The following is a 15,821-nucleotide window of genomic DNA, read 5'->3' on the forward strand; positions in this document are numbered from 1 at the left end:
AGTCAGGAGTCAGTAGTCGGGATAAGAGAACATTTTATCGTCTCCTAATATACTGAATTCTGACTCCTGACTTCTGAATTCTAAATGCAACGGGGGTATCGAATTTGAGTAAGTATAAGTTGCTGGCTTTAGATCTGGATGATACACTTTTGGACGCCCGGTTTAAGGTGCCGGAGCGCTCCCGCGCGGCCGTCGGCATGGCCAGGGAGGCAGGGGTGCGAGTTACGCTGGCCACCGGGCGGATGTTCCGGTCCGCTGTTCCCTATGCCCGGGAACTAGGGGTGGAGGATTATCTGATTACCTACCAGGGGGCATTGGTACGCCATGCCGTTACGGGCGAAACTCTGTTTCACCGTCCGGTTCCCTTAAAAGAGGCACTGGAAGTGATTGCGCTGGTCAAACCATACGGATATCCTATTAATGTATATCTTGACGATAACCTTTATGTTGCAGAACATACCAGGGAAAGCGAGCAATACAGAATCATGTCTAAAATTCCGGTTGAAGCGGTGGGTGACCTGACTGTTTTTTTGGAAAAACGTTGTCAGGATCCCACCAAGGTGCTGGTGGTGTCCCGGGAAGAAAAGCTGGACCGACTGGCGCAGGTGGTGCGACCGGTTTTGGGCGACCGGTTGCACATCACCAAATCCAAGCCCCACTTTTTGGAGTTTTCACATCCACTGGCCAACAAGGGTGATGCCCTGGCCTCCATTGTCGGCCACTATGGGGTTGGACAGGATGAAATTATTGCCGTTGGAGACAGCTATAACGATGTGGAAATGATTGATTACGCCGGACTGGGCGTAGTTGTGGGCAATGCACGGCCGGAAATCAAGGAACGGGCGGATTATGTCTGCTGTTCCAATGAAGAGTGCGGAGTGGCCGAAGTGGTTGAAAAGTTCATTTTGGGGTGATTATTTGAGCCGCAACTATGTTGTAGGTGTCGATTTGGGCGGAACTAAAATTCTTACTGCGGTGGCTGACCGGCAAGGCAGTGTGCTCAGCAGGGTGAGGGTGGCAACCGGGGCGGACCTGGGGCAGGATCATGTGATTAATGAGATAGTAACATCGGTTGCGGTGGCACTGCGGGAAGCCGGGGTTTCGACTGAAGCTGTCGCGGCAGCCGGAATCGGGGTCCCCGGGCCGCTTGATCCGCAAACGGGTGTTGTTTATTTAGCCCCCAATCTGGGATGGCAAAACCTTTCCCTGGGTGAAATACTGGGCAGTAGGCTTAAATTGCCCGTTTATGTGGATAATGACGCTAATTTAGCCGCTCTGGGCGAGTGTGTCTACGGGGCCGGGCAGAGTGCGGATAATCTGGTTTATATTACAGTCAGCACCGGGGTGGGCGGCGGGTTGATCCTGGGCGGCAAGATCTACCACGGGTTTTCGGGCGGGGCCGGCGAAATCGGCCATATAACCTTGGCTGCGGATGGCCCGCGCTGCGGCTGCGGTAATTTGGGTTGTTTGGAAGCGCTGGCCTCCGGAACGGCCATAGCGAAACGTGCGGTGGCTTTGGTCGCGGAGGGCCGCGGTTTGGGTATCTTATCCCGGGCCGGAGGTGACCGGGGCGGAGTGTCCGCCCGGGTTGTTGCCGCAGCTGCCTCCAATGGCGACGGGGAGGCCATCTTGATTATGCGGGATGCCGGGCGGTATCTGGGTATGGCGGTGGCCGGTATCCTCAATTTGCTCAACCCCTCGGTAGTGGTTTTGGGGGGCGGTGTTATGCAATCCGGCTCGATTTTATGGGAAGCCATGCTGGAAACAACACGCCGCTGCGCCCTTAGTTCAGCTTTACAGGAAGTGTCTATTGTTCGCGCCGCCCTGGGCGAGGAAGCCGGGGTTATGGGAGCCCTGGCCCTGGCCTTAGAAAAAAGCCAGGGCGTTTAGCATCCATGCCTCTATTTCGGTACCAGCTTATTTTAAGGTAGGTTAAAGTTTTTCCTCTCACTGTCATATTTTTCAACGGCCTGCCGGTATTCTTCGCGCCGGTGGCTGTAGTCCCGTCTCCCCATTAAGGAATAAGTTATATTTTTCCCCTCTTCCACTCCGGGCTGATCGTAGGGATTGATGTTCCACAGCGCCGCGGTATAAACCACCAGTGCCTCATAAAAGTAGAACAACGCTCCCAGACATTCTTCCGAGATTTCGCTTACACTGATGCGGTAACAGGGTTTTCCGGCGCCGGCCAGACTCATTTCTGTTGATAGCTGCTCAATATGGAGCTGCTCGTTCATGGTGTGGCCGGCAAAATATGAGTATTCCTTTTCCCCGGCGAATTCACCGGGCAGGGTGATGTCCCCGGGAACGTTTTCAATTCTGACGAAGCCGAAAACTTTATCATCCGGGCCTTCCTTGAAAAGCTGCAGGATGGAGTGCTGGTCGGTGGCGCCCAGACTGGTGAGGGGCGTTGTCCCGGCTTTTACCACTTCTCCGGACAGCGACAGCCTTTTCCCCAGGCTTTCCGCCCATAACTGTACGAACCACAGTCCGAATTCATACAACAGGTTGCTGTAGTTGAACAGGACGTGGATGGGTTTTTCCCGCAGGGATAGTTCATGCAAGCAGGAGCCCAGGGCAAATAACGCGTTTTGGCCGGCTGGTGTGCCGGTGATGTAAGCGTGCGCCGCCTGGGCGCCCGCCAGCAGCTTGTAGCTGTCTATTCCGGCCAGTTCCGCCGGCAGGAACCCCACCGAGGATAATACGGAATATCTTCCACCCAAGTTGCGGGGAATGTGCAGCAGGTGGCAGTTTAAATCCCGGGCAATCCGGTTGATTCCGTTATCGCCGGGGTCGCAGCAGATCACGATATCGCGGGGGTCGCCTCCCGCTGAGCGGTATTTGTTGTAAAAGTAAATAAACTGGGCCGCCGTTTCCGGTGTGGAACCTGATTTACTGGTATATATAATGGCTGTTTTGCTGATGTCGATTAGTTCCTCTATTTTTCCGGTTATCACCGGGTCGATGTTATCCAATACAAAAATCCGTGGCTGTTCATGTTTTTCCAGGTTAAAAAAAGGTCCTTTTAAGAACTGCAAAACCGCTCTGGCCCCCAGAGCCGACCCTCCGATGCCCAGCAGCAGAATATTTTCATACTTTGCGGCCAATTCCTCAGCCAGAGTTTTTATCTCAGGTATCTTTGGCTCCTCATCCAGAGAAAGTGTCATTTGAGATTTTCGTTCTCTTAACGACGATTGCACTGCCTCAAATACCCCACCATATTTCTCCGCAAACTTTGCATATTCATTGGGGGAAATAGAACCGGCCTGTTCTTCTTTGCCGATTAAGTGGCCAATATCAACGTTAATTAAATTTTGCATGGGATCACATCCTTAGATATTTTTTTAAAGATTGGCAGTTGACTGCCGTAATGGTTTAAGCGCCTGACTAAAGGGAGCCCGATAAAGGTAATTCAATAGTTGCCGGCGAATTAAATTATTAATTTTGAGATAGAATTACCGTAACGCCAGGCGGAACCCAAAATTATATCTGCACCTAGTAGTATATATTTGACATAAAATACCTATTCCTTTTATAAAAATAAAAAAACAATAAAATTAAAGAATATAAATTATATTTTTTAGGGGCAATGTATGTTGCAATTATACGCAGATTGGCATACGCACAGTTTTTACAGCGACGGCAGTATGACGCCTGAAGAGATTGTTGCGGCAGCAGCTCGCCGTGGTCTGGATGAGGTTGCAATTACTGATCACGGCCCCCGCGGCATGTTCATCGGCATCAAAGCGGCCCGGTTTTACCTGGAGTTAAAAAAACAAGCGGCCAGATTGGCTGAAAAGTATTCTATACGAGTATTGATAGGAGCCGAGGCCAATGTTATAAGCCTGGACGGTGATATTGACATACCTGACGAGGTGGCCGGTGAGTTGGACATTTTAATTGCCGGGCTACACCCCCAGGTGTGGTGTAAGTCTTTTAAGCAAACCCTGACTTGGATTTTGCCCAATTGGCTGGGCCGTTATTCCGGGTGGTTGCGGGAAATGATGCGCGAGACCAACACCAGAGCTCTGGCAGCGGCAATTTATAAAAACCGGCTAACCTTTATTAGTCATCCCGGCCTGATGATGGATGTTGATCTGGATGAGATTGCCAGGGCTTGCTCGGATAGGGGGTGCGCTATGGAAATTAATGCGGGCCACCGCTATGACCGGGATAAAGTGATCAAGGCTGCTCTCAAATGGGGTGTGTCTCTGGTGGTTAACAGTGACGCCCATTACCCGGAATCAGTTGGTGAAGTGGCTGAAGGAATGGTCCTGCTGGAAAAGAATCGGGTATCGCCTGCTCAGGTTTTAAACGCCCGCAAAGGACAGCCCGTACTGGAAGTAGAACAAGCTACCGCCGGTAATTTCTACAGTCACCCGGCATCCAGCAGGCGACTAACGTAGTTTAAGTGCCGCAAAACACCCTGTGCAGCGTGTTTACCGGCACGTATCGAGTGATTTATGTAAATTAAACCCCGGATGGGCAAGTTAATTGATAAGTTTAAACATGAAATTAGGAAGTAATGTTAATAGAAGGTAAATGAAGGTAAATAGGGAGGATTTTTAAATGTTTGCGAGAATGGTTATAGTGACCGGTCTCTCCGGGGCCGGCAAAACCCAGGCTATGCGGAGCCTGGAGGATTTAGGGTATTTTTGCGTGGACAATCTCCCGCCTGCATTGATTCCCAAATTTGCCGAGCTATGTGCACAAACCGCCCGTAGGATTAATAATATAGCATTAGTTGTTGATATTCGCGGCGGAGATTTTTTTCGGGATCTGGCAGAAATACTTGATGAATTGCACGATAACAAGATTTATTTTGAAGTTCTGTTCTTGGAAGCATCTGATGATGTACTAATTCGGAGGTTTAAGGAATCCAGGCGCCGTCACCCTTTGGGAACCGGCGAGGTGCTGCCGAGCATTCAAGAGGAACGGGTGTTGTTGGAAGAGATTCGGGGTTGCGCCAACGTAATTATTGATACTTCCAACCTCACTCCCCGGCAGCTTAAAGAAAAACTGGCGGAACTTTTCAGCGGGGATACTCAAACCAAATTATTGGTTTCGGTGATCTCTTTCGGCTTTAAATACGGAATTCCGCTGGACAGCGACTTGGTTATTGACGTGCGCTTTTTGCCTAATCCTTTTTATAATCCGGTTATGCGGCCTCTTACTGGCAATGATCCCGCTGTTGAAGAATTTGTATTTGATTCCCCGGTAACTGCTGAATTTATGCAAAGATTCTCTGAGTTAGTCGAGTTTTTGATTCCCTGTTATATCAACGAAGGGAAAACAACCCTGATGATATCAATCGGCTGCACAGGGGGAATGCACCGTTCGGTGGCCTTGGCCAACAGGTTGGGTGATACTTTAAATAAAAAGGATTATCGAGTTACCGTTCGCCACAGGGATATCGGCAAAAACGTGTAATGTCGTTATGGACTAACCGTGGGAACCGTCCTCCTGGTTATCTAAGAATTTTTTTCAAGTAAGCGGGGTGCTCACTCAATGCTGATCAGATGGCTGTACCCCGGCATGAAGGTAAAACGCTGGATTGCACTGGTGCTGCTTGGCGCTTTACTGGTCAGTGCCGGCGGGGTTATGATTATCGGTTCGGTATATGCCGGTTCCAGGGTATTAATTAACCAGTTGTTTTACGGTGTTGCCGGTAATTCCATATGGGTTTTGGGGTTGTTGATCATGTTCTCCGGCCTTTGTCTGGCCGGATACGGGGCATTTCGTGTTTTCCGGTCGGTAGTGGGACCGGTGATACCGGGTGGAAACAGCCTGTTGGATATAATTTATGCCAAGCGGTATCTGGAAAAAGGACCGCGTATCGTTGTTATCGGCGGTGGCACGGGTATACCTGTTTTACTCCGGGGGTTAAAGGAGTACACTGGAAATTTGACTGCAATAGTTACCGTTGCGGACGACGGTGGCAGTTCCGGGAGGCTGCGCGGGGATTTAGGTATTTTGCCGCCCGGCGATGTGCGAAATTGTCTTGTAGCTCTGGCGCACCGGGAGCCTTTGATGGAGGAATTGCTGCAATACCGCTTCCCTTCCGGGGAATTAAAAGATCATAATATGGGTAATCTCCTGCTGGCGGCTCTTTGCGATATTACCGGAGGTTTTGATGCGGCTGTGCGCGGTCTGAGCAGGGTTCTGGCCATAAGGGGACAGGTGCTTCCGGTTACGCTGGCTGATGTCCGATTATGTGCTGAGATGGAAGACGGCTCAACGATTAAAGGCGAATCCAGCATTCCCTACGGTGGCGGTCAAATTAAACGGGTGTTTTTGGAGCCGGGCAATTGCAGGCCGACTGATGAAGCTTTGCAAGCCATTCGTGAAGCGGACGCTATTATTATGGGTCCGGGCAGCGTTTATACCAGTATACTGCCAAATCTGCTGGTTCCGGGTGTTCCGGAAGCCATCGCCGCTTCCCGGGCGATTAAGGTTTATATCTGCAATGTAATGACTCAGCCGGGAGAAACAGAAGGTTATTCCGCTTCCCGCCACCTGCGCTCCCTGGTTGATCATGCGGGAAACATCATTGATTACATGATAATTAATACCGGAGTTGTTCCGGTGCGGCTGTTGGGACGTTACCGCAGGGAAGGGGCTATTCCTGTGGAGGCTGATTTGCACGCCGTTAGGGATATGGGGGTTGTTCCTATAACAGGAAAACTTTTACAAAAAGGCAATATGGTAAGACACCATCCGGACAAATTGGCCCGCCTGGTTTTGCGGATTGTGTGCGGAGAACGTTACCCGGAAAGGGTTATTCCAATTAATAGTTATTTAAAGAATAAGCAAATTGAAAAAGACAGCGCTGTCCTGTAAAACAAGGGCACTGCTTTTACGTTTTTTTATGCGGAGCGAACGGGTGGCAATATCGGCCAGTTTGTTCTGTCTACGGCAGCGGCACCATTAACTACACCGTATGATTAACTTGCTGCACGGACACCACTATTTTCAAGGAGGTGTCCGTTTTGTTTAAAAAGGAGATTGATCCTCATCACACAGGTATGCTGGTTTTGACACTGACTTCCGTGGCCTTGACTATCCCGTTTATCTGGTTCGCTAAAAGTATGGCTGATTCACTTCATACCATAGCGGTCAGGAAATCGAATTCGGGGGTAGTTAAAAGATATCAGCTGCGTTAATTATTAAAAGGTGTGTTCCCTTTCCTTAGCGCCGGGTGTTACACCCGGTGTTTTTTATGCTGAAGTTGTGTATGCTTGACGCTCTCCAATTTACGGTATACTATGAATTAATATGAAAGCCAGTCCTTCTTTTAACGTTTGGCAGGAGGTTTAAGGTATTGCAGGAAGCTTATCTTGATAACAGCGCCACTACCCGGCCTTATCCCGAGGTTGTCCAAGCCGTGCTGGCGGCTATGGAGGACAATTACGGCAATCCGTCTTCGCTGCACCGCAAAGGGGTTGAGGCCGGGCGCGCGGTGGCCCGGGCCAGAGAGGCGGTAGCAGTCAGCCTGGGGGTTGAGGCCTCCAGCATTATATTTACCGGGGCGGGCAGCGAGGCTATTAATCTGGCCATTAAAGGACTGCAGCCCGGACGAAAGGGTAGACATATAATTACAACGGCGGTGGAGCATCCGGCTGTGTTGAACACCTGCGAACAGTTAAAGGAGCAGGGTTTGGAAATATCGGTGTTGCCTGTTGATACTATTGGTCTGGTGGATACCAAAGCATTGCTGCAGGCAGTACGGGAAGACACTTTCCTGGTTTCGGTAATGTACGTCAATAATGAAGTTGGCGCGGTTCAGCCGCTGGCTGAAATAAGCGCTGTAATTAAGAAACTGCGCGGGGTCGGCCGGAAGCTTTTCTGGCATGTTGACGCGGTTCAGGCTTATGGCAAGTTACCCCTGCGCCCGTTGGAGCTGGGAATTGACCTGTTGTCCGTTAGTGCTCACAAAGTGCATGGGCCCAAGGGGGTAGGAGCGCTGTACGCGGCGCCGGGCACTCCCCTGAAGCCCCTGGTTTCCGGCGGGGGACAGGAATGGGGATTGCGTTCGGGCACGGAGAATGTGCCAGGTATCGCCGGTTTTGGCGTCGCTGCCGGGATTATTGCGCGGGAAACGCGGGAAGCAGCTGCTAAGCTTTTTGCATTAAAAAAGAGGCTGGTGGACGGGGTGCTTGCCGCCGTGCCGGGCGCGGTTTTAAACGGCCCGGCCTGCCGGGAGGATGAGCCCGGCTGCGCCCCTCATATAGCCAATATTTCGTTTCCGGGTTTAAGGGGAGAGGTGCTGCTGCATTCGCTGGAAGGGCAAGGTGTTTATGTTTCTACGGGTTCGGCCTGTTCTTCCAGGAAAAAGCCGGGCAGCTATGTGCTTAGGGCTATGGGCTTAGATGAAAAACTGGTGGAAGGAGCCGTGCGGTTCAGTCTTTCGGCGCTGAATACGGCTGAAGAGATAGATTACGCCGTGCAGGCCACCGCCAAGGTGGTGAAAGAGTTAAGGGAGCTTTACGGCGAGTAGAAAAAAATACCGGGGGTACCGCTGACGATGTATAATACATACCTGATACGTTACGGAGAAATTGGCTTAAAGGGAAAAAACCGGCCGCAGTTTGAGCGCCGTTTAATGGAAAATATGAGGCGGGCGCTGAGTAAAACCGGCTCCTCCCGGGTGGAGCGCGTTTACGGCCGCCTGGTGGTGGAAAGTGATGCCGAGCCGGCGCAAGTTTTGGACAGGTTAAGCAAGGTGTTTGGCATTGTCGGTGTCAGCCCAACACTGCGGTTGCCCCTGGATATGCAGGCCGTTAGCGACGGGGCGCTGCAAACCTTAAAGGACGCAGCCGCTCTGGTGCAGCTGCCGCCGGGTGCGTCGCTGACCTTTAAAGTGGAGGCCCGGCGCTCCAATAAAATGTTTCCACTGACCTCGCCTGAGATCAACGGCCAAATAGGCGGGTATTTGCTGGAAAATATCCCCGGCTTACAGGTGGATGTACATAAACCAATAATTAAAGTAAATGTTGAGATTAGAGAAAAAAATACTTTTGTTTATGCTGCCGATGTTCCGGGAGCCGGCGGTCTCCCCGTGGGGGCCAGCGGCAAGGCGCTGTTGCTGCTGTCCGGAGGGATAGACAGCCCGGTGGCGGGCTGGATGGCCATGAAAAGGGGCATAGAGATTGAGGCCATTCACTTTTACAGTTTCCCTTTTACCGGGGAAAAGTCACTGGAGAAGGTTAGGGACCTGTGCAGGATACTGGCGAATTATACTGCACGGATAAAACTGCACGTGGTGCATTTTACAGATATTCAAAAAGAGATTCAAAAGAATTGTCCGGAGGAACTGAGGGTTACTTTGATGCGCAGGATGATGTTCCGCCTGTCGGAACGCATTGCCGGACAGCAGGGGGCGCTGGCCCTTGTTACCGGTGAAAGTGTGGGTCAGGTAGCCAGCCAGACCCTGGAAAGCATGCAGGTGATAAACCACGTCATTAATATTCCGGTGCTGCGTCCTCTGGTGGGGATGGACAAGGTGGAAATAATCACCCGGGCTCAGGCTATCGGTACCTTTGAAACTTCAGTGCTGCCCTATGAAGACTGCTGTACTCTGTTTTTGCCCAAGCACCCGGCTACAAGGCCCCGGCTGGAACAGGCCGAACAGGCCGAACAGGCTCTGAATATAGAAGAACTGCTTGCCGGTGCCCTGGACCGGACAATAGTGGAAATAATAAAGAGTTAAAAACCATTTAATGTGGTGATTCCATGAGTTTTTCTTTGATAACTAAAAATGAGCTGGCCAGAGTGGTGGGACCGCGCCTGTGCTGTAAGACCAGCGAACTGGCCGCATTAATCAAAATGGACGGCTCACTGCAGATCAACGGCCGAAAAATTGCGCTGAGTATAGCCAATCATAACGCGGCGGTGGCCCGCAAGGTAATCAAGCTGAGCAAGGATCTTTTCGGCATTCAAACAGAAGTGCTGGTTAAAAAAAAGGTGCGGCTGCGCAAAAACAACGTTTATATGGTGCGCATACCGCCTCAGCCGGAGCTTCAGAAAATGCTGATCAAGTTGGGCATGTTAAACGGTGACGGTTCTTTTCAAGAGGACATGCCTGAGGGACTGCTGCAAAAAGAGTGCTGCAGGCGCTCTTACCTGCGAGGGATTTTCCTGGGCGGGGGGTCCGTGAACAATCCCGGCGGCACTTACCATCTGGAAATCATCACCGGTGACGGCCGGCACGCCGAGGCTATCTCCGGTTTGCTCCAGCAATTCGGGTTGCCGGCTAGAATCAGCTCCCGAAAACAATGGTATGTGGTCTACCTTAAAGACAGTGAGCAAATTGTGGAGTGTCTGAACATCATGGGTGCCCATACGGCTTTGCTGGAGTATGAAAACACCAGGATTTATAAGGACATGCGCAACAAGGTCAACCGGCTGGTAAATTGTGAAACAGCCAATTTAAATAAAACCATTGATGCCGCCATGAGACAGTCTGAGAATATCAGGGTTATAGCCGGGTCAATAGGTATTGAAAAACTTCCTCACTCACTGCGGGAAGTGGCCGAGCTGCGGCTGCATTACCCGGATGCCAGCCTGAAAGAGCTGGGTGAAATGATGGACCCGCCCCTGGGCAAATCAGGTGTTAACCATCGTTTGCGCAAGCTGGATAAAATAGCGGAAAAGCTTAATTCCGGGGCGCTGTTTAGTGTGCCGGTTAAATCCGGACGGAACAGACATTAAATAGAATAAATGTAAAAATAAGAATATGTGCTAAGTAAAACAATTTAACTGCGGGGTGAAGGAGCATTGGGCTTATTGCTGGAACTTTGGTCGGAATTGTGGCAGCGTCCGTGGCGCTCAAGTCTGATTTGGCCGATTATATTGATTAATATTGCCGGTTCGGCCTACGGCTTATACTGGTACCGGGCTCAATTGGCCGGGACTCCCGCTCACTTATGGCTTCTGGTGGTCGACAGTCCCCTGGCAACTGCTTTCTTTGCTCTGGCTTTGCTCCTGGTTATTGCGGGCCGCCGCCCGGGCCTAGTTGTAGCCGCAGCCTGCGCCACCACTATTAAGTATGGTCTGTGGACGGTAGGGGTAATCACTCATTATTGGCTGACGGGCGGGCAATTCAGCGCTATTGAAGCCATGGTGTGGATTTACCATCTGGGCCTGGTGCTGGAAGGGTTTATATTCCTGCGTAAAACGCCGCTGCCCGTGTATGCTGTTGTGGGCACTGCCGGCTGGATGGCGCTAAACGATTATATGGATTATGTTAGGGGCTTGCACCCCTACCTCTTTGCTCCCGGCCAGGAAGCGGCGGCACTGGGACTGGCTGCCGGGTTAACCGTTCTGTCGGTAATATTGCTGATTCACGCTCTGGTTTGTAATCATTTACCTGTTAACTGAATATATTGGTTTTAAAAAAATTAGGCAGGATATTTGCATGGAGCTGCAGAATACTAATATTAAAAATTTTTTCAAAATAATTTAAATTTTATAATGGAGGATTTATTGGCTATGCGCATGGGTTACGGCCTTAATGTCATTCAGACTCAAAAGTTAATAATGACCCCGGAATTGCGCCAGGCCATTGCTGTTTTGCAATTATCTTCCCTTGAGCTGGGCATGTATATAGAACAGCAGCTTCAGGAAAATCCCATGCTTGAGGTGGGGGAGGAAGAAATTGAACAGGCGACAGCTGAGGAACAGCCTGCGGCTGCGGAAGACACCGGGGAAAATGAATATGATATTGACTGGCAGGATTATTTTCATGACAGCAGTGATTTAGGATTGACCCGCTCCGAAGTAAGGCCTGAGCGTAACGAAGTTAGCTATGAAAATTTTATCAGCCGCTCACCGACTTTGTTGGAGCACCTGATGTTTCAGCTCTGCCTTTCTAAATGTAATGGGCTGCAGTACACCATAGCTGAATATATCATTGGCAATATTGATAATAACGGCTACCTTAATTGTTCAATTGATGAGATAGCCAGCCAGTTGGGGACCAACCGGGATGCTGTTATGGATGCGCTGACGATTATCCAGACCTTTGATCCCCCTGGCGTAGGTGCCCGCTCTTTGCAGGAATGCCTGCTGCTTCAGCTTGTGTACCTGGGTATTGACGACGAACTGGTGATTAATGTGGTAACCAGGCACCTGACCGATCTGGCTGAAGGTAAGTATAATCGTTTGGCTCAATTATTCAGCGTGTCGGTTCAGGAGTTGCAGCGGGTGGCTGACTTGATTAAAACTTTGGATCCCAAGCCGGGACGCAACTTTAGTGGAAATGGTGAAAACAGGTACATTGTGCCGGATATTGTTTTAAATAAAGTTGAAGATGAGTATGTGATTATTATTAATGATGTAGCTGTACCCAGGCTGACCATAAATAACACTTATCGTACGGTTTTAAACCAGGATAAGGGCGACAACCAAACCAAAAAATTTGTGGAGCATAAGCTAAATGCGGCTGCCTGGTTGATCAAGAGCATTGAACAGCGACGCCTGACCCTTTATAAAGTAACAAAGTGCCTGGTTGACCTGCAGCGGGACTTTCTTGAATATGGCGTTAAATATTTAAAGCCGCTCAACCTCAAAACTGTGGCTGATATTGTCGGGCTGCATGAATCAACGGTTTCCAGGGCTACGTCCAACAAGTATATCCAAACTCCGCAAGGGGTTTTCGAAATGAAGTATTTCTTCTCCTCCGGCCTGAGCAATACAGGCGGGTCGATGATTTCCGCCGAAAGCATTAAGAAAACAATGCAGGAAATTTTGGAGGTTGAAGATACAAAAAATCCGCTTAATGACCAGCAGATTGCTGATATTTTCGGACGCCGGGGAGTAAAAATATCCCGGCGCACAGTCGCTAAGTACCGGGATGAACTAGGTATCCCACCCATTAGAATCCGCAAGCGGTATTGAGTAGGTACTCAATTTTATCAGCATAGCGAAGTAGTTTAAAGAAAGGCCTCTCTTTTTGGGGCTTTATTTTTTTATAGTAGTCAGTAGTCAGGAGTAAGTAGTCAGGAGAAAACATAAAAAAAGGAGTCAGTAGTCAGGAGTCATGTAATTTCGGGATAAGAGAACGGTTTATTATTATGTAATATTCTGACTCCTGACTCCTGAATTCATTTTTTTATTATTCTTGTATACAAAAAAAGAGGAAACAATCCGTTAATTGAAGAATAAAGTATATCATAATTATTAAAATACTGGCGACTAAGGTATACTATTGAAAGGAGCGGGTAACAAAAATGGCGGTAAGAATTGGGATTAACGGTTTTGGCAGAATAGGACGTCTTGTTTTGAGAGTAGCTTTACGGCGTCCCGACATTGAGGTAGTGGCTGTTAATCATAAATCACGCAGGTTACCTATGGATGAGGAATTCGCACCCAAGCTTGCCCACACACTTAAATATGATTCTATTCATGGCAGGCTGGAAGAAGAAATAGTTGGACATAAAGATACTATATCAGTTAACGGTAAGAAAATAAAGTTATTATCAAACGGTGACCCGGCGGCTTTACCATGGGGGGATCTGGGCGTTGATCTGGTAGTGGAGTCCACCGGCATATTTAACAGTCCGGACAAAGCATCGTCCCACTTAAAAGGCGGAGCTAAAAAGGTGGTAATTTCAGCGCCTGCCAAGGGTGAGTGCCTGACAGTGGTGATGGGGGTCAACGAGGAACTATACGACCCGGCCATACATAACGTTGTCAGCAACGCCTCCTGTACCACCAACTGCCTGGCCCCCGTGGCCAAGGTGCTGCATAAAAACTTTGGTATCGTCAAGGGACTTATGACCACTGTCCATGCGGTAACCAACAACCAGCAGATTTTAGATATGCCCAGCAAGGATGTCCGGCGTGGACGGGCTGCAACTATGTCAATTATCCCTACCACCACAGGCGCGGCCAAAGCTGTGGCGCTGGTGCTGCCGGAATTGAAGGGGAAATTAAACGGAATGGCCATGCGGGTGCCCACCCTGAATGTGTCTGTTGTGGACTTGGTGGCTCAATTACAGAAAAAGGCCACCAGGGAAGAGATCAATGCAGTGCTTAAAAATGCATCCGAAAATGAATTAAAGGGCATACTGGCATACAGCGAACTTCCGCTGGTTTCCGTGGATTATACCAGCGATTCGCATTCCTCTATCGTTGACGGACTTTCCACTATGGTCATGGATGACGATATGGTCAAGATTCTGTCCTGGTATGACAACGAGTGGGGTTATTCCAACCGGGTTGTAGATCTTGTTGAATATATAGCCAAAAGAGGTATATAATTCTGTAATAGGAGTCAGGAGTCAGGAGAAAATTTAAGAGCAGGGTTTATCGTCTTGTAATATTCTGAATTCCGACTACTGACTCCTGAATACTTAATTGGGGACATTCCTCCGACCCCAAATTTACGGCCCTTGAAGAGGAGGTGTGTCCCCATTCCGATTAAGGGGGGATTGTATGGCCAAGAAAACCATACGGGATATTGACATCTCGGGCAAGCGGGTGTTGGTAAGAGTTGATTTCAACGTACCCCTGGACAAAGAAGGTAATGTAACCGATGATACCAGGATTGCAGCGGCACTGCCTAGCATAAAGTATCTGGTTGGGGAAAAGGCCAAGGTAATCCTGATGTCACACCTGGGGCGCCCCAAAGGCAAGGTGGATGAAAGATACAGCATGGACCCCGTTGCCGCGCGGCTGCAGCAGTTGCTGCCCGGGGTTTCAGTGCGCAAAGTGGATGATTGCGTAGGGGAAGAGGTGCAGCAGGCAGTTTCGGCTATGACCGGCGGTGATGTGCTGCTGCTGGAGAATGTTCGCTTTTACGCCGAGGAAGAAAAAAATGATGAAAATTTTGCCCGAAAGTTGGCCGGGCTTGGCGATATTTATGTGAACGATGCTTTTGGCACGGCCCACAGGGCACATGCTTCTACTGCAGGTGTGGCTGAATTTCTGCCTGCAGTGGCGGGTTTCTTAATGGAAAAAGAAATTAAGATGCTGGGCCAAGTTTTAGAGTCCCCGGCCAGGCCTTTTGCGGCCATTATAGGTGGTGCCAAAGTTTCTGATAAGATCGCTGTGATTAATAATCTGTTGGACAAGGTCAGCGCCTTGCTCATTGGCGGAGGAATGGCCAATACTTTTTTAAAGGCCGGTGGCAGGGAAGTTGGCAAGTCGCTGCTTGAAGCAGATAAGGTGGATCTGGCCAGAGAGCTTTTGCAGAAAGCCGGGGATAAAGGCGTTGATCTGCTGCTGCCCGTTGACGTGGTTGTGGCCCCGGCTGCCTCGCCCGATGTTGAATCCAGGGTGGTGCCTGCTGATGGCATTCCCGAGGATTCTATGGCGCTGGATATAGGACCGCAAACCGTAACTAATTTCAGCGAACGCATTAAGGAAGCTGCCACGATAGTATGGAACGGCCCCATGGGCGTGTTTGAAATGGAACCCTTTGCCGGTGGGACAATGGCAATAGCCAGGGCCGTGGCTGACAGTGCGGCAGTTTCGGTTATTGGTGGGGGCGATTCCGTGTCGGCGGTCAAAAAAGCCGGGGTGGCAGACAAAGTGACCCACATATCCACCGGCGGAGGCGCGTCGCTGGAATTTTTAGAAGGTAAGGTGCTGCCCGGCGTGGCGGCGCTGCAGGATAAATAAATTTATCCAGGAGTCAGGAGTCAGAATACAGGAGTCAGAAGAAAATATAAATAACGGCCTATTCTTAAGTAATATTTGGTAACGTGTTGAAGTTTTTAATATTTACAAATTAGACGGTGTATATAGTTAAAGACTTGCTTTTAAATGGGTATATGCAGCAATCGCTTGATTACGAGTTACTGCGGTTAAATGAATGT

Annotated in this window: 14 protein-coding genes; 13 read left to right on the forward strand and 1 reads right to left on the reverse strand. The window is 49.7% G+C overall.

What is annotated here, in order from left to right:
* Positions 1-104 precede the first annotated feature (104 nt).
* Positions 105-914 (forward strand): Cof-type HAD-IIB family hydrolase, encoded by an 810-nt coding sequence (locus BM056_RS10575; protein ID WP_092471385.1) that lies wholly within the window; start codon positions 105-107, stop codon positions 912-914.
* Positions 865-1,890 (forward strand): ROK family protein, encoded by a 1,026-nt coding sequence (locus BM056_RS10580; protein WP_238456412.1) that lies wholly within the window; start codon positions 865-867, stop codon positions 1,888-1,890. Before BM056_RS10575 ends, BM056_RS10580 begins: the two co-directional genes overlap by 50 nt.
* Before the next feature lie 32 nt (positions 1,891-1,922).
* Here the strand turns inward: BM056_RS10580 and BM056_RS10585 are convergent, their stop codons facing one another.
* Positions 1,923-3,320, reverse strand: coding sequence for a phosphoglucose isomerase-related protein (locus BM056_RS10585; protein WP_092471386.1), 1,398 nt, complete (start codon positions 3,318-3,320; stop codon positions 1,923-1,925).
* A 273-nt stretch (positions 3,321-3,593) separates the two neighbouring features.
* Here BM056_RS10585 and BM056_RS27240 point away from each other — a divergent pair, with 273 nt between their 5' ends.
* From BM056_RS27240 to BM056_RS10635, 11 genes are all read left to right on the forward strand, one after another.
* Positions 3,594-4,406: a PHP domain-containing protein gene (locus BM056_RS27240; RefSeq protein WP_165613469.1), complete on the forward strand. Its 813-nt coding sequence runs from the start codon at positions 3,594-3,596 to the stop codon at positions 4,404-4,406.
* 163 nt (positions 4,407-4,569) lie between these two features.
* Entirely contained in the window at positions 4,570-5,430 is an 861-nt protein-coding gene (gene rapZ, locus BM056_RS10595; RefSeq protein ID WP_092471387.1) for an RNase adapter RapZ, read from the forward strand.
* 78 nt (positions 5,431-5,508) lie between these two features.
* A complete protein-coding gene (locus BM056_RS10600) occupies positions 5,509-6,840 on the forward strand; it encodes a gluconeogenesis factor YvcK family protein (protein ID WP_238456413.1) in 1,332 nt (443 codons plus the stop codon).
* Between the two features lie 149 nt (positions 6,841-6,989).
* A complete protein-coding gene (locus BM056_RS26195) occupies positions 6,990-7,163 on the forward strand; it encodes a hypothetical protein (RefSeq protein WP_165613470.1) in 174 nt (57 codons plus the stop codon).
* 158 nt (positions 7,164-7,321) lie between these two features.
* Complete coding sequence (locus BM056_RS10605) at positions 7,322-8,497, forward strand: cysteine desulfurase family protein (RefSeq protein ID WP_092471388.1); 1,176 nt, start codon at positions 7,322-7,324, stop codon at positions 8,495-8,497.
* A 27-nt stretch (positions 8,498-8,524) separates the two neighbouring features.
* Positions 8,525-9,709, forward strand: coding sequence for a tRNA uracil 4-sulfurtransferase ThiI (gene thiI, locus BM056_RS10610; RefSeq protein WP_092471389.1), 1,185 nt, complete (start codon positions 8,525-8,527; stop codon positions 9,707-9,709).
* A gap of 23 nt (positions 9,710-9,732) precedes the next feature.
* Positions 9,733-10,710, forward strand: a complete 978-nt coding sequence (whiA, locus tag BM056_RS10615) for a DNA-binding protein WhiA (RefSeq protein ID WP_092471390.1) — start codon at positions 9,733-9,735, stop codon at positions 10,708-10,710.
* A gap of 66 nt (positions 10,711-10,776) precedes the next feature.
* Positions 10,777-11,379, forward strand: a complete 603-nt coding sequence (locus BM056_RS10620) for a DUF1405 domain-containing protein (RefSeq protein ID WP_165613471.1) — start codon at positions 10,777-10,779, stop codon at positions 11,377-11,379.
* A gap of 111 nt (positions 11,380-11,490) precedes the next feature.
* Positions 11,491-12,897 carry an RNA polymerase factor sigma-54 gene (gene rpoN / locus BM056_RS10625; protein WP_092471392.1) on the forward strand — a complete coding sequence of 469 codons (1,407 nt, stop codon included), beginning with the start codon at positions 11,491-11,493 and terminating at the stop codon, positions 12,895-12,897.
* A 332-nt stretch (positions 12,898-13,229) separates the two neighbouring features.
* Entirely contained in the window at positions 13,230-14,261 is a 1,032-nt protein-coding gene (gene gap, locus BM056_RS10630) for a type I glyceraldehyde-3-phosphate dehydrogenase (protein WP_092471393.1), read from the forward strand.
* A 175-nt stretch (positions 14,262-14,436) separates the two neighbouring features.
* Positions 14,437-15,624 (forward strand): phosphoglycerate kinase, encoded by a 1,188-nt coding sequence (locus BM056_RS10635; protein ID WP_092471394.1) that lies wholly within the window; start codon positions 14,437-14,439, stop codon positions 15,622-15,624.
* Positions 15,625-15,821: the final 197 nt, after the last annotated feature.

Source organism: Desulfotruncus arcticus DSM 17038, from assembly GCF_900113335.1.
GTDB lineage: Bacteria > Bacillota > Desulfotomaculia > Desulfotomaculales > Desulfallaceae > Desulfotruncus > Desulfotruncus arcticus.